The sequence below is a fragment of the Streptomyces sp. HUAS TT7 genome, assembly GCF_051550175.1.
Taxonomy (GTDB): Bacteria; Actinomycetota; Actinomycetes; order Streptomycetales; family Streptomycetaceae; genus Streptomyces.
Genome location: NZ_CP196175.1, coordinates 2,587,463 through 2,605,143 on the forward strand (window position 1 = coordinate 2,587,463; position 17,681 = coordinate 2,605,143).

Below are 17,681 nucleotides of genomic sequence, written 5' to 3' on the forward strand. Positions count from 1 at the left end.
CCGATGAGCCAGGCGGCACAGAACCTGAACTGGTTGATCACCAACTTTGTGGACAACACCCCCGGGGTGTCCCACACAGTGGTGGTCTCCGCCGACGGCCTGCTCCTCGCCATGTCCGAAGGCTTCCCGCGCGACCGCGCCGACCAGCTGGCCGCCGTGGCGTCCGGGCTGACCTCGCTGACCGCCGGGGCCTCCCGGATCTTCGAGGGGGGCAGCGTCGCCCAGACCGTGGTGGAGATGGAGCGCGGCTTCCTCTTCCTGATGTCCGTGTCCGACGGTTCCTCGCTGGCCGTTCTCGCGCACCCGGAGTGCGACATCGGCCTGGTGGGCTACGAGATGGCCCTCCTGGTCGACCGCGCGGGCACCGTCCTCACGCCGGACCTGCGCGCCGAGCTCCAGGGCAGCCTGCTCCACTGACCGCAAACCCCCCGGCCGAGCCGCTCGCGAGGCCGGGGGTCGGGAGCCACCGGCGCCGCCCCCTCCGGCCCGGACCTCTCCCGCACGATGCAGATATCCGTCCCGGCCGCACCTCGCCCCCCACCGGCCCTGTCAGACGGCTCGCAGATGCCTTGCTGTCGCTCCGCCCGGAGGAACCAATGACCCCGCCACCCGCCTCACACGACTCGTACGGCGCGCTGCACGACGCGGCGTACGACGGTGAAGGCGACCAGCCGCTGGTCCGTCCGTACGCCATGACCGGCGGCCGGACCAGGCCGCGCTACCAGCTCGCCATCGAGGCGCTGGTCAGCACCACAGCAGACCCGGCGCACCTTGCCACGCTTCTTCCCGAGCACCAGCGGATCTGCCACCTCTGCCGTGAGGTCAAGTCGGTGGCCGAGGTCTCCGCGCTGCTCCAGATGCCCCTCGGTGTCGCCCGGATCCTCGTAGCCGACCTGGCCGAGGCCGGCATGGTGGCGATCCACCAGCCGGGCAATGGAGAGACCGGCGGCACGCCGGACGTGACACTGCTCGAAAGGGTGCTCAGTGGACTTCGCAAGCTCTAGCGGCGGTGCCGCCCGTTCCACCACGTCGGCGAAGATCGTGGTGGCGGGCGGTTTCGGCGTGGGCAAGACCACGTTCGTCGGCGCGGTCTCGGAGATCAACCCACTGCGCACCGAAGCCGTGATGACGTCCGCCAGCGCGGGCATCGACGACCTGACCCACACCGGCGACAAAACCACCACCACCGTCGCCATGGACTTCGGCCGCATCACCCTGGACCAGGACCTGATCCTGTACCTCTTCGGCACCCCCGGACAGGACCGCTTCTGGTTCATGTGGGACGACCTCGTCCGCGGCGCCATCGGCGCCGTCGTCCTCGTCGACACCCGCCGCCTCGCCGACTGCTTCCCCGCAGTCGACTACTTCGAAAACTCGGGCCTCCCCTTCGTCATCGCCCTCAACGGCTTCGACGGACACCAGCCCTACACCCCCGACGAAGTACGCGAAGCCCTCCAGATCGGCCCCGACACCCCCATCATCGTCACCGACGCCCGCCACCGAGCAGACGCCAAAAGCGCCCTCATCACCCTCGTCGAACACGCCCTCATGGCACGACTCAAGTAGGCAGTCGCATACGGCAGTTGTCGTAGGCGAAACGGGGGCGGGCTGTGTCCTTTGACACGATCCGCCCCTGTGTTCATAACGTTTCGACAGAGAATTCCCGTGTCACCGCAACCCGCCGCGTTCATCTGGTGTCGCTGCGCTCACAACAGCCCCGCCATTTGGCGGGGCTCGCTCTTTATGCCCGTTTTATCTGAGGCTTTGGCCACTCGGAACCGGAGATTCCAGACGTTTGGATGGCGGCCGTCCCACGTGCTGGAATTCGACGAACTCCCGAGTAGTACGGCCCCGAGAAGTACGGCTCTGAAACACACTGCGGCACGCCCCACGGGTGCCGGCTCCGAGAGGTTGTTGGTCGAGTGAAGCGAAGCAGGACGAGCTCCGCGACGCAGCAGGCGCGGGGCAACTTCACCCCGCCGCAGCGCACGGCGGTGCCACAGCCCGCGCCCGAGACCTCTGCCCCGGACCCCGGCAAGGACGCCGCGGGCAGCAGCAGCCGCTTCTCGCCGCGCAACTGGCGCGTGGCGACCAGGCTGAACGCGATCCTCCTCATCCCCGTCCTGGTCGGCCTCGTCATGGGCGGCTTCGAGGTGAAGGGGTCCATAGCCACCTGGCGCGACGCCCGCAACGCCGAGAAGGTCGCGAACATCGTGCGCGCCGCCTCCGACTACGGCCAGGCGCTGCTCAACGAGCGTGACCTCACCGCTCAGCCGCTGCTTGAGAACAAGCGCGACAGCGACAGCGTCAGCAAGGCGTACGCGACCTCTGACGCTGCCCGCGCCAAGTTCGACGAGGCCGTCAAGGGCATGCCGGACACGCCGAGCCTCAAGCGCCGCCTGGCCAAGGTCCGCGACGCCGAGAAGACTCTCGACGACCTCCGCAAGACCGCGTACGCCAAGGGCGTCGAGACCAAGAACCCGGTGCTGACCGAAGAGGGCTACACCGCGATCCCCCACTACCTGAGCACGTTCTCCAACGAGCTCGGTCTGGGCACCGGCAACATCACCAGCTACGGCCGCATGGTGTACGCGGTCGACCTCGCCAAGTCGGCGGAGTCGCTCCAGCGCTCCATCGGCCTGCACCTGCTGCTGCGGCCGAGCGACGACCCCAAGACCTTCCAGATGCAGGTCAAGGCGTTCAACTCGTACAACTACCTGGAGTTCATCGCCCTCGGCGAGTTCGACGCCGGTGGTACGGACGCCGACAGCCAGCACCTCAAGGAGGTCCTGGCGACCAAGTCGGCCAAGGTCGCCCAGGAGTTCCCCGGGGCGAAGCAGCAGGCCGACAACGGCCCGCACATCGGCGCGGCCCCGGCGGCCGACGGCTCGATCTACAACGGGATGGCCGCCGCGATCGGCACGGGCGAGACCGTCAAGCAGCTCAAGGCGCAGGGCATCACGCCCGAGTCCTGGATGGCCGCTTCCACCGCCAAGTTCGACGGCTACAGCGAGGTCGAGGACGACCTGGTCGGCCGGGCCGTGACCGAGGCCGGTCAGATCGCCGACGACGCCAAGACCACCGCCTACGTCAACGGCGCGATCGTCGTGGTCGCCCTGCTCGCCGCGTTCATCCTGGCCGGCATGGTGGCCCGCCAGATGAGCCGCTCGATGCGCCGGCTGCGCAACGCCGCCTTCGACGTGGCCGAGCAGCGCCTGCCGATGCTCGTCGACCAGCTCTCGCGCACCGAACCCGGCCGGGTCGACACCCGGGTCGAGGCGATCCCGATCGACTCCACGGACGAGATCGGCGAGGTCGCCCGCGCCTTCGACCAGGTGCACCGCGAGGCCGTCCGGCTCGCCGCCGAGCAGGCCCTGCTGCGGGGCAACGTCAACGCGATCTTCACCAACCTCTCACGCCGCAACCAGTCCCTGATCGAGGGCCAGCTGACCCTCATCACCGACCTGGAGAACAACGAGGCCGACCCGGACCAGCTGGAGAGCCTGTTCAAGCTGGACCACCTGGCGACCCGTATGCGCCGCAACGGCGAGAACCTCCTGGTCCTCGCCGGCGAGGAGCCGGGCCGCCGCTGGGACCAGCCGGTCCCGCTGGTCGACGTGCTGCGCGCCGCCTCCTCCGAGGTGGAGTCGTACGAGCGCATCGAGCTGTCCGGCGTGCCGGAGGCCGAGATCCACGGCCGGGCCGTGACCGACCTCGTGCACCTGCTCGCCGAGCTCCTGGAGAACGCGACCACGTTCTCCTCGCCGCAGACCAAGGTCCGCGTCACCGCGACCCGCCTTCCCGACGGCCGCGTGATGGTCGAGATCCACGACAAGGGCATCGGCCTGACCGCCGAGGACTTCGCGGACATCAACCACCGCCTGGCCAACCCGCCGACCGTGGACGCGGCCGTCTCGCAGCGCATGGGCCTGTTCGTGGTCGGCCGGCTTTCCGACCGGCACGGCATCCGCGTCCAGCTGCGCCCCTCGGGCGAGCAGGCCGGCACCACGTCCCTGGTCATGCTCCCGGACCCGATCACCCATGGTGGCGGCGGCGAGAGCAACCCTCTGGGCGACGACTTCACGGTCTCCTCGATCATTCCCGAGCGGCAGCAGGAGCAGTCGTTCGAGTCGGCCCCCGCGCCGATGCGTACGGCGGCCGAGCTCGGCTTCGACGACTCGCGGTACGAGAGCGCCGAGCAGTCCGACCCCCGCGAACTCGACCCGGTCAACCGGTCGCTGATGCGCGAGGAGCGCCGTGCGGCCCTGGAGGCCCAGGCGCAGGGCGGCGAACGCCCGCTGTTCCGGGACGAGTTGGAGACGCCGGGGACCCCGGCGTACGACGGCTCGTACGAGAGCCGGCAGCAGTACGCCACGCAGGACCAGTCCTACGAAAGCCCCTACGAGCCTCAGCAGGCCGGTGGCTACGACGGCTCGTACCAGGGCCAGCAGTACGCCCCCGAGCACACCGGTGCCTACGCACAGGACTCCTACGCGCCCCGGAACGGCTACCCGGAGTCCGGCTATGCGGAAGTCTCCTACGGGGACTCCACGGCCGACCAGGGCCCTTACGAGGCTCCGTACGCCGCCCAGGCGCCGCAAGGCGATTGGCAGCAGGAGAATGCCTACCAGGAACCGTACGCGGCCCCCTTCCAGCCGGAAGCGGAATCCGCCGAGGAGTCCCGGGGCGTTTCCGAGGGCCCCGCGGACCGCGTAGGCTTCGACCGTCCGGGCCCCACCCCGACCACAGCCCACGCGATGACCGACGCCGGTCTGCCGCGGCGCGGCAGCCAGCAGAGCTGGCCGGCCGAGCCCGAGCAGGAGCAGACCGCGACGCCGGAACCGGCAGGCGACTGGCGCTCGACCAACGACGAGCGCTGGACGCGGGCCGAGAAGCTCCGTGAGCCCAAGGCCGGCGGGGTCACCCCCTCCGGTCTCCCCCGGCGGGTGCCCAAGGCCAATCTGGTCGAGGGCGCGGCCGAGCAGACCCCGCAGGGCGGCCCTCAGGTCTCCCGCGCTCCGGAGGACGTGCGCGGCAGGTTGAGCAACCTGCGCCGCGGCGTCCAGCAGGGCCGTAACGCGGGGTCGGACACAAGTAACACCTACAACCAGGAGCGTTAGTGTGAGCCCGATGAGCCAGGCGGCGCAGAATCTGAACTGGTTGATCACCAACTTCGTGGACAACACCCCCGGGGTGTCCCACACGGTGGTGGTCTCCGCCGACGGACTCCTGCTGGCGATGTCCGAAGGCTTCCCCCGGGACCGGGCCGATCAGCTGGCGGCCGTGGCCTCCGGTCTGACGTCCCTCACCGCGGGCGCCTCCCGGATCTTCGAAGGCGGTGCCGTCAACCAGACGGTGGTGGAGATGGAGCGCGGCTTCCTCTTCATCATGTCGGTCTCCGACGGTTCCTCCCTCGCCGTCCTCGCACACCCGGAGGCCGACATCGGTCTGGTGGGTTACGAGATGGCCCTGCTCGTGGACCGTGCCGGGAGCGTGCTGACTCCCGACCTGCGCGCGGAACTTCAGGGAAGCCTTCTTAACTAGTTACCGATCAGTTCTCAATCAGCAGACAGGCCGTGCGTTTCTCGCCACCGCCCCATAAGGTGCGGTGGCGCGGCCCCAATGGGACGGGCACCGGTAGTCGGAGGAGGAAACGTGACAACACCCCCAGGCGGGCACCCCTACAGCGGTGGACAGCAGTCTCCGGGTGAGCACGGCCAGAACCGCTTCAACTTCCCCTCCACGCCCAGCAGACAAGGTCAGGGACAGGGCGGCCAGTACCAGGGGCCCTACCAGCAGCCGAACCGTCAGCCGAGCCCGTACGACCAGCCGCCGCAGCCCCGGATCGAACCGGTGCAGCCGAGGCAGACCCCCCAGCCAGCACCTGCGGGCGGCGCGCACAATCCCCTTGTGCGCCCGTACGCCATGACCGGCGGCCGCACCCGGCCGCGCTACCAGCTCGCCATCGAGGCGCTGGTGCACACCACGGCGGAACCGGCAAGGCTGCAAGGGCAGTTGCCCGAGCACCAGCGGATCTGCCACCTGTGCCGCGAGATCAAGTCGGTCGCCGAGATCTCGGCACTCCTCACCATCCCCCTCGGCGTTGCCCGGATCCTCGTAGCCGACCTGGCCGAGGCCGGACTTGTCGCCATCCACCAGCCCGGCGGCGACGAGTCCGCCGGCGGACAGCCAGACGTGACACTGCTCGAAAGGGTGCTCAGTGGACTTCGCAAGCTCTAGCGGCGGTGCCGCCCGTTCCACCACGTCGGCGAAGATCGTGGTGGCGGGCGGTTTCGGCGTGGGCAAGACCACGTTCGTCGGCGCGGTCTCGGAGATCAACCCACTGCGCACCGAAGCCGTGATGACGTCCGCCAGCGCGGGCATCGACGACCTGACCCACACCGGCGACAAAACCACCACCACCGTCGCCATGGACTTCGGCCGCATCACCCTGGACCAGGACCTGATCCTGTACCTCTTCGGCACCCCCGGACAGGACCGCTTCTGGTTCATGTGGGACGACCTCGTCCGCGGCGCCATCGGCGCCGTCGTCCTCGTCGACACCCGCCGCCTCGCCGACTGCTTCCCCGCAGTCGACTACTTCGAAAACTCGGGCCTCCCCTTCGTCATCGCCCTCAACGGCTTCGACGGACACCAGCCCTACACCCCCGACGAAGTACGCGAAGCCCTCCAGATCGGCCCCGACACCCCCATCATCGTCACCGACGCCCGCCACCGAGCAGACGCCAAAAGCGCCCTCATCACCCTCGTCGAACACGCCCTCATGGCACGACTGCGGTAGTGAGACATACGCACTGCGAAGGCCCCGCATTCCGAGTCACGGAGTGCGGGGCCTTCGCGTTGCGACTCGGTGAACCAGCGGCCCTGCCAGGGGCGCGGGGCTGTGACATGTGCGGCTCCGCCGCGTGGGCGCGACCAGCCACCGACGACCCGCACATGACCGCACACCTGCGGAAGCGCTCCCGGCTCAGCTCATCAACTCGCCCAGTTTCAGGGCAAATTGACCAGGGTGAGTAACAACCCCCACATGCCCGCCAGGGAACTCCGCAAGCTCAACCCCATACCGCCCCGCGAGCCACGCGGCGGGCCGATACAGCCGCAGCCCGCATGAAGCCCAGCCCGCAGCGGGCACCAACTGATCGGCACGCAGGTCGAGTTGGGTCAGATCGGGCACATGCCCGCTGAACGGCCCCAGGATCCGCCCCAGAAAGAACCCCGAGTTCCCCTGAGCCCGCTGAAGCGCGGAGCGCACCCCCGGCGAGAGCCCGGAGAGGTCCGGCGCCTCCCCCCTCTCCTCACCGCACCCCGCACTCATTTCGGCCATGGCCGCAGCCACCCCCGAGCGGTGGAAGGCCGTGACGACCGAGTCGAAGAACGCGTGCTGCTCAGCGGCGTCGGGCAGGAGCGAGACCAGCACGGGCTCGTGCGCGACCACCCGCACAACCCGCTCAGGGTGCCGGATGAGCAGCTCCACCGCGACGATCGCCCCCGAGCTCGTGCCGAAGACGTACGCGGGCGCCCCGTCCGGCGCCACCCGGGCAAGCAGCCGGTACGCGTCGTCGGCCTGCACCTCGACGCGCTGGTCCGCGTCCGGCCCGTTGAGCGGGCTGCGGGAGTGGCCGCGCGGATCGTAGGTCACCACGGTGAAGCGGTCGGCGAGCGCGTCGGCGACCGGTTCGAAGATCCCGGCGTCCCCGCCACCGCCCGCGATGAGCAGCAGTACGGGCCCAGCGCCGCGCACCTCGTAGCGCAGGGTTGCGCCCGGTACCTTCAACGTGCCGATGGCCGGTTCAGTCATCGCGTTTCTCCCCGTTCGCGGGCCAGTGCTCCAGCAGGACGTGCAGCGCCTCGACCCCCCGCTCCCAAGACTTCTGCACATCGCGGGGGTGGCCGAATCCGCCCTCCGCTTCGAGCGTGATGTAGCCGTGGAAGGTGCTGCGCAGGAGGCGTACGGCATCGGTGAGGTCGGGCTCGGTGAGGCCGTAGGCGCGGAGCATCCCGTACGTCGTGTCCGCCGTGCGCGCCATGACGGTCGACCCGGCGAGCAGCTCCGGGTCGACGCGGTGCTGGGTGGCGGCATACCGGCCGGGGTGGGCCAGCGCGTAGGCGCGGTAGGCGTCGGCGAAGGCGACCAGGGCGTCCTTGCCGGCCCGGCCCGCGACGGCCGCCGCGATGGAGTCGATGAACTCGCCCGCCGCGTACAGTGCGACCCGCTGGCGCAGCTCGCGGAGGTTCTTGACGTGCGAGTACAGGCTCGCGTCCTTGACGCCGAAGCGCCGCGCGAGCGCGGACACCGTGATGCCGTCGAACCCGGCCTCGTCGGCCAGCTCGGCGGCCGCCACGGTGAGCCGCTCGGCCGTCAGCCCCGCTCGGGCCATCCGTACACCTCCAGATCCCAGAACCTAGTACCTCTAGGTTCTGGCCTAATATACATAGCCCATACGTGTCCGAACAGCGAAAAAGCCCCCGTCGGCGAAGGCGGGGGCTTTTTACGAGGGGGTCCTGGGCGGGGTCAGCCCTGCCAGGAGTGCGGGGCGCGGAAGCCGGGGGTGCGCTCCAGGCGGCGCCAGCCCGCGGTGGAGCGGCCGCGCTTGGGGGCGACGGCGGGCTGGGCGGCAGCCCGGGCCAGGAGCACCGCGGTGATGGCGGCGAGCTCCTCGGGAGCGGCGTCGCCCTTCTCCACGCGGAGCAGGGACTCGGACTCGGACGAGTTGGACTTCGAGGTGTTCAAGTTCATCTCCTCTTACTGAGGGGGGTTGCCGTGTTTGCGGGACGGCAGGTCGGCGTGCTTGGTCTTGAGCATCGCCAGCGAGGCGATCAGAACGGCCCGGGTCTCGGTCGGGTCGATGACGTCATCGACCAGCCCCCGCTCGGCCGCGTAATACGGATGCATCAGCTCGGCCTTGTACTCCTTGACCATCCGCGCCCGCATCGCCTCCGAATCATCGGCATCCGCGATCTGACGACGGAAGATCACATTCGCCGCACCCTCCGCACCCATCACCGCGATCTCATTCGTCGGCCACGCATACGTCAGATCCGCACCGATCGACTGCGAATCCATCACGATGTACGCCCCGCCGTACGCCTTGCGCAGGATCAACGAGATCCGCGGCACCGTCGCGTTGCAGTACGCGTACAGGAGCTTCGCGCCGTGCCGGATGATCCCGCCGTGCTCCTGCGAGACACCGGGAAGGAACCCGGGGACGTCAAGCAGCGTCACGATCGGGATGTTGAACGCGTCGCACATCTGGACGAAACGGGCGGCCTTCTCGGACGCCTCGATGTCCAGCACCCCGGCCAGCGACTGCGGCTGGTTCGCCACGATGCCCACGACCTGGCCGTCCAGACGGGCCAGCGCACAGATGATGTTCCGGGCCCACCGCTCGTGGATCTCCAGGAAGTCCCCGTCGTCGACAAGCTCCTCGATCACCTTGTGCATGTCATACGGCCGGTTCCCGTCCGCCGGAACCAGATCCAGGAGGGCCTCGGAGCGGCGGTCGGCCGGATCGTCGCTCGGGTGGACCGGCGGGTTCTCCCGGTTGTTCGACGGCAGCATCGAGATCAGATACCGCACCTCGGCCAGGCACGTCTCCTCGTCGTCGTACGCGAAATGCGCGACGCCGGAGGTTTCGGCGTGGACGTCGGCGCCGCCGAGGCCGTTCTGGGTGATCTCCTCACCCGTCACCGCCCGCACCACGTCCGGGCCCGTGATGAACATCTGCGACGTCTCCCGCACCATGAACACAAAGTCCGTGAGCGCGGGGCTGTAGGCGGCACCGCCGGCGCACGGGCCCAGCATCACACTGATCTGCGGGATCACCCCCGACGCCCGCGTGTTCCGCTGGAAGATCCCGCCATACCCCGCCAGCGCCGAGACACCCTCCTGGATCCGGGCGCCCGCACCGTCGTTCAGCGACACCAGCGGAGCACCCGCCGCGATCGCCATGTCCATGATCTTGTGGATCTTCGTCGCGTGGGCTTCGCCAAGGGCGCCGCCGAAGATGCGGAAGTCATGGGCATAGACGAAGACCGTCCGGCCCTCCACCGTGCCCCAACCCGTGATCACACCATCGGTGTACGGCTTCTTCGCCTCCAGACCGAAACCCACCGCACGATGCCGACGCAACTGCTCCACCTCGTGAAACGAGTCCGGGTCAAGCAGCAGATCGATACGCTCACGCGCGGTCAGCTTGCCCTTCGCGTGCTGCGCTTCGGTCGCACGCTCACTCGGCCCACGACGGGCTTCCTCACGCAGGGCATGAAGTTCCGCCACGCGTCCACGCGTGTCGCTCGGCTCGCCCGGGGTCTCGTCCACAACGGTCATGTATCGACCCTACGAAAGCGACCAAGGATTTCCTCCGTCGACTCCGCACAGTCTCCGGACCGCTTTCCTAGTGGAGGCTGACAGTAGACCTGCACCAAACGCCCGACTCAACAGCTCAGGGGCCCTGTCCTCTGGAGGGTCCCGACAACGACCCCTGATACGGGCATTGCGTCGTGTCAGCGCGCCGTCAGTCCCGTGTCAGCGGTGTCAGCGCCGTGTCAGCCAAGAACGACGTCCGTACGGACCGTGCCGCAGGCGGTGTCCGGGGTGATGCGGAGCCGCAGCGACCGGCCGGTGGCGAGCACCTCCACCCTCGGGTCCCGCGAGGTCACCGAGCGTACCGGCCGGTCCCAGATCAGCTCGACCGGGGCTCCGGTGCGCTCGGGCGCGGCGAGCGACAGCGTCGCCGTGCGGCTGGCGGTGCGGATCAGGACGCTCGCCGGGCCGTCCACGGTCAGGCCGCCGGCCGCGCCCGCCGTCCAGAAGTTCGCGGCGAGCAGGCCGAGCCGACGGGACGAAATGGCTTGTGTGGATGGGGAGTTGGCGAGGACGCGCACCTTGTCACGGTCGGCGGCTCGGACCGCCGTCTCCAGTTGACGGGCCCCGGGCAGCAGAACGTAGGCGTATGTGGCGTCGGCGGGGTCGGTGCCGTGGTCGAACCAGAGGGTGAGGTAGCGGCGGGTGACCGGGTCGGCGGTGCCGCCGGTGTTGATGGCCTTCCAGGTGCCGGTGCGCTCCTCGCGCAGGGTCTGTACGGCGGCTCCCCCGGGGAAGACGTAGCCGCCGTGGCCGGCGAGGTGCGCCCAGCGGGCCCGGGGGAAGGTGTCGCGCCGGCCGAGGGCGCTGGGCAGGCGGCGGCCGTCGACGGTGAGGGCGTTGGTGCCGGTGGCCCCGAGGTTGCGGTGATCGACGACCGACTCGACGGGCACGCCGTCGGCAGCGGTGATTCCGGCGCCGAGGCACACGATCTCGTCGCCCACGAAAAACCACGACTTGCGGGCGGTGAGGGTGGAGGAGAGCCCCTTGAGATGCTGGCCGACGGCCGCGTACGTACCGTCGCTCGCGCCGCCGACCCAGGTCACGGCGGGTCTTGCCGCGCCCCACGCGCCGCCCTCGCCGTCGGCGAGCGGCTTGCGCGAGACGGTGGTGCCGGGCATGCGGTACGGGTCGGCGGTGGGCCAGAAGCCGTCGCTGTACTGGTCGCCCGCGAAGCCGTCGCCCCACCAGGCGAGCATGCCGGAGCCGGTGTGCCAGCCGCGCAGGTTCTCGCCGTTGCCGTTCTCGTAGTACGCGATCCGGTTGGAGGACATGCTCAGCGAGGCGGCGAAGCGGGGGCCGCGGTGGACGGCCCGGTCCATGGCGGGGAACAGGTGCGGGCCGGCCGGGGCGGGCGCCGCGGTGGGTGCGGCGTCGACGGCGGCCCCCAGCAGGGCGAGGTTGGCGACCGAGAGCCGCTGGTCTGCGAGGACGGGGGTGGTCTGGGCACGGTCGGTCCAGCCCTTGATCAGCGCGCGCCAGCGGTCGCGTTCGGCGGGTGACGCGCCGAGGGCCAGCATGGCGATGTGGGCCATGATCGTGCGCCCCATGAGCTGGTCGTCGGTGGTCTGGCGGGAGATGGCGCGGCCGTTGACGCAGTCCATCATCAGGCCGTCGTGGATGAGGGGTGCGTAGCTGCGCTCTACGGAGTCGAGGATGATCTGCCGGTTCGGGTCGGTGACCGCCCAGGTGGAGCCGGCGAGCAGCGCGAAGAGCCGGGACAGGCCGTCGATCTGGACCTCGCCGTACGAGCCGGTGTAGGCGATCCAGGTGTGCTGGATGAACGATCCGTCGGCGTACAGACCGTCTCCCGTGGTGACGTACGGGAAGACGGGCGAGAGGGCGTCGCGGGCGAGCGCGATTTTCGCGGCGTTCCTGCCGAGCACCCCGCGGGTGGCGAGCACCCGGCACAGGTCGGTGCGGTTGGCGCCGGTGGAGGTGCCGCTGTAGACAGCGACCGCGCTGTCCGGCACGAAGTGGTCGATGGCGGCGGTGTAGTGGCCGAGCCGGTCTGCCGTGAGGGTGTCGTACGCGATGACGGCGGTGTCCATGAGCAGCCGGGAGCTGCCGATCTGCCAGTCCCACCAGTTGCCGAACGGCTTGGTGTTCTCGTTGTAGATCTGGGTGTAGAGGTGGTCGAGGCCCTTGCCGACGGCGGCGATCAGCGTGGCGTCGCCGGTGGATCCGGTGCCGGGCTGGGCCCAGGCCTGCGCCATGGTGTTGAGGCGGCCGTAGCTGGTGCTCATGTTGGCGGAGCCGGTGGCGGGGTCGGTCAGCGGCTGGTCGGGCCAGAGCGAGCCGGGCGCGGGGGCCATGGTGGCGAGTGCGGTACGGGCCGAGGTGCCCAGCACGGCGAGTTTGGTGGCGTACGGCTCGGCGCTCGCGTCGAATCCGGAGCCGAGCGCGAGCTCGCGCCACCTCAGGCGCAGGGTGTCGAACTCGTCGGCGGACGAGGCGAGTTGGGCTGCCGCGGCCTGCTGGGCGGGCAGCGTCAGGCCGAGCGCGACGGCGGCGGCGCCGGTGCCGGAAGCGGCGAGGAAGGTGCGGCGTGAACTGCCCTGGGCGGATGGCATGGTGGCGGGACCTCCGGAGCGTGGGCGAACGAGGAGGAGCACGGGGTGGGCGCGGGACCCGGGACGAGCGAGGCGCGATTGAGCGGTTTCTCTCATGACATCGAAAGAACGCGCAATACTTCGCACATTCATCAAGGAAATTGATCGTTCGCACAGAATCGTGCACGAACGATCTAACGGGGGTTACGCTCCTGGTCAGCGGTTGACGACGGCCGGTGGGAGCCGGCGGGGAGGGGCGGAACCACGTGCACGCCGAGGACAGGCACCGGGCGATACTGCGGCGGCTGCGCGAGCGCGGCTCGCTCCGAGTGACGGACTTCGCCGAGGAGTTGAAGGTCTCCGCGGTCACCGTGCGGCGGGACGTGGAGGCGCTCGCCGAGCGCGGTCTGGTGGCCCGGGTGCACGGCGGGGCGCTGCTTCCCGAGGCGGCGTCGGCCCCCTCGTCTCCGCCACCCGCCGCGCCCGGCCCCGCTCCGGTCTTCGGCCTCGTCGTGCCCGCGGCCGACTACTACTACCCCGAGGTCATCAAGGGGGCCAGGGAGGCGGCCGCGGCGCGGGGCATCCGCCTCGTGCTGGGCATCTCGCAGTACCGGCCCGACGAAGAGCGGGCGCAGGTACGGCAGTTGATCGGGCACGGGATCGACGGGCTGCTCATCGCCCCGTGCGGCCCGGTCGGCGACCAGGACTGGCTGGCCGCGCTCGGCGTGCCGTTCGCCCTGGTCGAGCGGCGCTCCGGGGACGACGTGCCGGGCGCGGAACGGGTGGTGACCGACCACGCGTACGGGGCCCGGCTCGCCGTACGCCATCTCGCCCGGTCCGGCCGCGAGCGGATCGGGCTGCTCCTGCGCGCGGACAGCCCGCACAGCACGCTGGTGGAGGAGGGCTACGAGGCCGGGCTCGCGTCGCAGGGCCTCCCGGCGCCGGATTCGCTGCGTTTCACGATCACGGCCCCCGAGACCGACCCATTGCGCCGCGACTCCCAACTCGACGGTTTCGTAAGGGCAGTTGAGGACGGACTCCTCGACGCGGTCCTGGTCCACAACGACCACGACGCGATCGTGCTGCTCCCCCGGCTGCGGGCCCGCGGCCTGTCCGTGCCGGGCGACCTCGCGATCGTGGCGTACGACGACGAGGTCGCCGCGCTGGCCGACATCCCGCTGACGGCGGTGGCTCCGCCCAAGCGGGCGGTGGGAGTGGCGGCGGTGGATCTTCTGGCCCTCCGCGTCGGTGACCCTGCGCGGGCCAGGCACCACCTGTCGATCCTGCCGGAGCTGAAGGTACGGTCATCGAGCGGCTGACCGGCCCCTCGGGGGCCCCGCCCCCGAACCCCGGCTGCTCAAACGCCGCAGGGGCTGGAGGGGTTGTCGATCGACTGCGGGCCGTGTGTGGCTGGTCGCGCAGTTCCCCGCGCCCCTGTAGGGCAACCGGTACCCCCGTGCTCACGCCCACGCAGCGGAGCCGCACAATGTCACAGCCCCGCGCCCCTGGCAGGGTCGCCCTTGGTGCGCCGCCCCAGCAGGCATCCCAGCCCGTCATGGGGGTCCCCCCTGGCCCTTAAGGCCTTGGGGGAGATTGAGGACGAGCGCCCTTAAGGCGCGAACGGGGTCTGGGGCGGAGCCCCAGGAGTACCGACCCGCAGCCGAACGAACTCCCCCGGAGGGTCTCGGGAAGGGGTGGGGTGGGGCCTCCCGAGGTCTGGGGCGGAGCCCCAGCGGCGCCGGGATGCCCCACCCCGCGTCACGGGCAAGCCCGCCCCGGGGGCTCAGCCGCGGACCCCCCACGTCGCCGCGCCCCGCAGCCCCGCCGCGATCCCGGGGTCACGGACCGAGGGGGTCCGGTCAAGCACCCGTACCGTCAGGTCGTGCGCGCCCCGCCCGAGGTCGAGCCCCCGCACCGGCACAGCCGTACGGCCCTCGTACCGCCGCAGCTCCCGCCCGTCCAGGTACCAGCGGACCGTCAGCTGCCGGGCGCCCGCGAGGCGCGGCACGACCACCCGGGCCGTGTCGGACGGCCGCAACGTGCGCGCCGTCGACGTCACCGGCGTCGCGATCGACGCATGGCGGTAGAAGCCCGCGATCATCGCCTCCACCCCCGGCAGGTTGAACGGCTTGCCCAGGATGCGCATGATCGAGCCGTCGGTGGGTCGGTTCAGGCCGGTGACGTAGTAGCCGCCGCCCTCGTACGCGCCGACCGTGCCCCCGTCCGGCGATGTCTCGCCGAGCCAGCGGTACCACTTGGTGCGGTCAGCGGCCATCTGATCGGCCGTCAGGATCGAGATGTTGGACTGGTCGGCCTCGGGGCCCGAGTAGTGCTCGTAGCCCGGAGTGTCCGGGTAGAAGTACTCGTCGGCCAGCTTGCCGAGCGAGTGCCCGGTCTCGTGGATGGCGACCTGGCCGGATTTGGCGTTCCCGGCGGACGCGGTGGATATGCCCTCGTAACCGAGCGTCTTGGACGGCTCGTTGTAGCCGGCCCCGCCGTACTTGGCGCTGTTGGCGAGGACGATGACGAGGTCGGCCTGGGGCGCCTTCGCCACGTACGAGTCGACCTTGTTCTGGTCGATGCAGAGCAGCCGCTCGATGCCGTCGCACCAGAAGTAGGAGCCGAGCGCCGTGTCCTTCACGTCCCCCTGCGCCGGGTCGCCGGAGACGCCGCTCTGGGCGGAGACCGCGTCCACCGTCCAGACGTTGAAGAGGTTCTGGTACGTCGTGTACGGCTCGACGCCGGTGATCTCGCCCCACTTCTCCTTGGCGTCGGCGTGGAACTGGTCCAGTTGGTCGGCCGTGTAGCCGTCGCCCACCATGACGATGTCGAGCCGGTCCGCGGTCGAGCCGTTGTCGATCACCTTGCGGACCTCGCCGTCGGCGGCGGCCGCGGGCGACGAGAGGTGCGGCGCGGGTCTGCCCTGCCCGTTGACCGGTACGAGGGTGTGGCCGGAGCCCGCGAGGGTCTGCCCCGTTGCGGCCTCCGGGCCGGGTATCTCGACCTGGACCTTCGGGTGCGGCGGCGGTGGGTCGGCGGCGGCCGCGGTGCCGGGTCCGGCGGCGAGCGCGGCCATGACGGCGGTGGCGGCGAGCGCGGCCGTCACGATGCCTCTGCGCAGGGGTGGGCGCATGAAGTCCTCCCTCTGTAACGGAAGTTAAGCAGTCGGGTAAATGCGTTGAACGGCCTGCTTAAATTAGGGGGCGCACGGGGCGTGCGCAATGCCCTGGGGCCAAGGGGACGCCATGGATGAACCTGCCGTGATCGGCCGCCGAGTTCAGCGACTGCGCACTCAACTGGGCCTGACTCAGCGGCAGTTGGCGGAACCCGCCTATACGCCCGCTTATGTCTCGACCCTGGAGTCCGGAAAGGTCCGTCCCTCCGAGGCGGCCCTGCGCCATCTCGCCGGCCGGCTCGGCACGACGTACGAGGAACTCGCCACGGGTCGCCCGGCCCGGCTCGTCACCGAGCTGCGGCTCGGCCTCACCGACGCCCAGCGGGCACTGGCGACCGGCGAGGCCGACGAGGCTGCCGTCCGCTACCGCCGGCTGCTCACCGAGGCCGAGCTGCACGGCCTCGACGAGGAGCGCGCCGAGGCGCTGCTCGGGCTCGGCGACTGCGCCCTCGAAACCGGTGAACTAGAGGACGCCGTACGCCACTTCGAGGCGTGCGAGCAGATCCTGGCCGCCGAGCCGCTGCCGCGCCGGGCGCGGGCGGTGCGGGGCCGGGCGGTCGCCCACATCCTGGCGGGCGAGCTGCGCTACGCCTGCTACCTCCTGGAGTCGACCATCGACGAGCTCGGCACCAGCGGGCTCGCCGACCCCGAGGCGCTGGTCCTCCTGTACGCGGCGGTCATCGGCCCGTATCTGGACATGGGCGCCCAGGCCCGCGCGGCGCGCGCCGCCGAGCTGGCGCTCGCGCTCGCGCCGCAGGTCTCGGACCCGGCTCTGGTCGCCGGCATGCACCGACAGGTCGCGCGGACGTTCCTCGCGGAGGGACGCCTGGCCGACGCGGACGCCTCGCTCGCCAAGGCCCAGTCGATCTACCGCCAGCTGCGGCTGCGTACGGATCTGGCGCACTGCCACTGGATGCGCGGCTACGTGTACGCCCAGGAGGGCGAACTCGCTTCCGCGGAGCGGGAGTTGCGTACCGCGCGGGACATGCTCGCGGCCAAGCGGGCCGCGCTGTTCACCGCGCAGGTCGAGGTGGAGCTGGCGGACGTGCTGCGGCGCCTCGGGCAGCACGCGGAGGCGATGGAGCTCCTCACCCCGCTCACCGAGCTCGGCGACCAGCACGGCGCGGTGCACGCGGGCGGCGCGCACCGGCTGCTCGGCCTGATCTGCGAGGAGCGGGGCGAGACGGAGTCGGCACAGGAGCACTACGTCACCGCGCTCGGGCTCCTTGAGCGCAGTGGCGCGAGCGGCGACATGGCCGACCTGTGCCGGCTCCTCGGCGACCTGCTGCGCCGCACCGGCCGCGTCGAAGCGGCCCTGGACGCCTACCGCACCGGCCTCGGCCACCGCGCCACCCCGGGCACGACCACCCTGGGCCCGGCCCCACTGCCGCCCCGCGTCTAGAGCCGCCCCGGCTCGCCACTGCCACCCCTCGTCCGAGGCCTCCGGCCCTCCACGGCCGGCCCCGCCGAGGCGCCGCTCCCCCGAACGAGTGAAGTAGTTGAAAACCGAACGGAATAGTCCTACAGTGAATCTCGTTGAAAGTTAAACCGCTTCGGCGCAAGGCCGCGG

Annotated in this window: 15 protein-coding genes; 9 read left to right on the forward strand and 6 right to left on the reverse strand. The window is 70.6% G+C overall.

The window, feature by feature from the left end; translation table 11 throughout:
• Positions 1 to 3 precede the first annotated feature (3 nt).
• The 7 genes from ACSHXC_RS11465 (at position 4) to ACSHXC_RS11495 (ending at position 6,802) form a co-directional block, all read left to right on the forward strand.
• On the forward strand, positions 4 to 417 hold the full coding sequence (locus ACSHXC_RS11465) for a roadblock/LC7 domain-containing protein (RefSeq protein ID WP_053727886.1): 414 nt from the start codon (positions 4 to 6) through the stop codon (positions 415 to 417).
• Between the two features lie 179 nt (positions 418 to 596).
• Positions 597 to 1,004: a DUF742 domain-containing protein gene (locus ACSHXC_RS11470; protein ID WP_053727885.1), complete on the forward strand. Its 408-nt coding sequence runs from the start codon at positions 597 to 599 to the stop codon at positions 1,002 to 1,004.
• Entirely contained in the window at positions 985 to 1,566 is a 582-nt protein-coding gene (locus tag ACSHXC_RS11475; protein ID WP_100577621.1) for a GTP-binding protein, read from the forward strand. The genes ACSHXC_RS11470 and ACSHXC_RS11475 overlap by 20 nt, the downstream gene beginning before the upstream one ends.
• Positions 1,567 to 1,922: 356 nt before the next feature.
• Positions 1,923 to 5,120 (forward strand): nitrate- and nitrite sensing domain-containing protein, encoded by a 3,198-nt coding sequence (locus ACSHXC_RS11480; protein ID WP_438291477.1) that lies wholly within the window; start codon positions 1,923 to 1,925, stop codon positions 5,118 to 5,120.
• A gap of 10 nt (positions 5,121 to 5,130) precedes the next feature.
• Positions 5,131 to 5,544: a roadblock/LC7 domain-containing protein gene (locus ACSHXC_RS11485; protein ID WP_053725133.1), complete on the forward strand. Its 414-nt coding sequence runs from the start codon at positions 5,131 to 5,133 to the stop codon at positions 5,542 to 5,544.
• A gap of 111 nt (positions 5,545 to 5,655) precedes the next feature.
• On the forward strand, positions 5,656 to 6,240 hold the full coding sequence (locus tag ACSHXC_RS11490; protein WP_438291478.1) for a DUF742 domain-containing protein: 585 nt from the start codon (positions 5,656 to 5,658) through the stop codon (positions 6,238 to 6,240).
• Positions 6,221 to 6,802 carry a GTP-binding protein gene (locus ACSHXC_RS11495; protein WP_100577617.1) on the forward strand — a complete coding sequence of 194 codons (582 nt, stop codon included), beginning with the start codon at positions 6,221 to 6,223 and terminating at the stop codon, positions 6,800 to 6,802. Before ACSHXC_RS11490 ends, ACSHXC_RS11495 begins: the two co-directional genes overlap by 20 nt.
• Positions 6,803 to 6,988: 186 nt before the next feature.
• Here the strand turns inward: ACSHXC_RS11495 and ACSHXC_RS11500 are convergent, their stop codons facing one another.
• The 5 genes from ACSHXC_RS11500 to ACSHXC_RS11520 form a co-directional block, all read right to left on the reverse strand.
• Positions 6,989 to 7,819, reverse strand: coding sequence for an alpha/beta fold hydrolase (locus ACSHXC_RS11500; RefSeq protein ID WP_438291480.1), 831 nt, complete (start codon positions 7,817 to 7,819; stop codon positions 6,989 to 6,991).
• Positions 7,812 to 8,399, reverse strand: coding sequence for a TetR/AcrR family transcriptional regulator (locus ACSHXC_RS11505; protein WP_438291481.1), 588 nt, complete (start codon positions 8,397 to 8,399; stop codon positions 7,812 to 7,814). Before ACSHXC_RS11505 ends, ACSHXC_RS11500 begins: the two co-directional genes overlap by 8 nt.
• Before the next feature lie 134 nt (positions 8,400 to 8,533).
• Entirely contained in the window at positions 8,534 to 8,752 is a 219-nt protein-coding gene (locus tag ACSHXC_RS11510) for an acyl-CoA carboxylase subunit epsilon (RefSeq protein WP_226599816.1), read from the reverse strand.
• Between the two features lie 12 nt (positions 8,753 to 8,764).
• Entirely contained in the window at positions 8,765 to 10,348 is a 1,584-nt protein-coding gene (locus ACSHXC_RS11515; protein ID WP_438291482.1) for an acyl-CoA carboxylase subunit beta, read from the reverse strand.
• 218 nt (positions 10,349 to 10,566) lie between these two features.
• Positions 10,567 to 12,957 (reverse strand): polysaccharide lyase 8 family protein, encoded by a 2,391-nt coding sequence (locus ACSHXC_RS11520; RefSeq protein ID WP_438291483.1) that lies wholly within the window; start codon positions 12,955 to 12,957, stop codon positions 10,567 to 10,569.
• Positions 12,958 to 13,202: 245 nt separating this feature from the next.
• Between ACSHXC_RS11520 and ACSHXC_RS11525 the strand changes: the two genes are divergently transcribed.
• Complete coding sequence (locus ACSHXC_RS11525; RefSeq protein WP_438291484.1) at positions 13,203 to 14,255, forward strand: substrate-binding domain-containing protein; 1,053 nt, start codon at positions 13,203 to 13,205, stop codon at positions 14,253 to 14,255.
• A gap of 464 nt (positions 14,256 to 14,719) precedes the next feature.
• Here the strand turns inward: ACSHXC_RS11525 and ACSHXC_RS11530 are convergent, their stop codons facing one another.
• Positions 14,720 to 16,069: a M64 family metallopeptidase gene (locus ACSHXC_RS11530; RefSeq protein ID WP_438291485.1), complete on the reverse strand. Its 1,350-nt coding sequence runs from the start codon at positions 16,067 to 16,069 to the stop codon at positions 14,720 to 14,722.
• Between the two features lie 112 nt (positions 16,070 to 16,181).
• On the opposite strand from ACSHXC_RS11530, the gene ACSHXC_RS11535 reads away from it, so the two are divergent.
• Positions 16,182 to 17,513: a tetratricopeptide repeat protein gene (locus tag ACSHXC_RS11535; RefSeq protein WP_438291486.1), complete on the forward strand. Its 1,332-nt coding sequence runs from the start codon at positions 16,182 to 16,184 to the stop codon at positions 17,511 to 17,513.
• Positions 17,514 to 17,681: the final 168 nt, after the last annotated feature.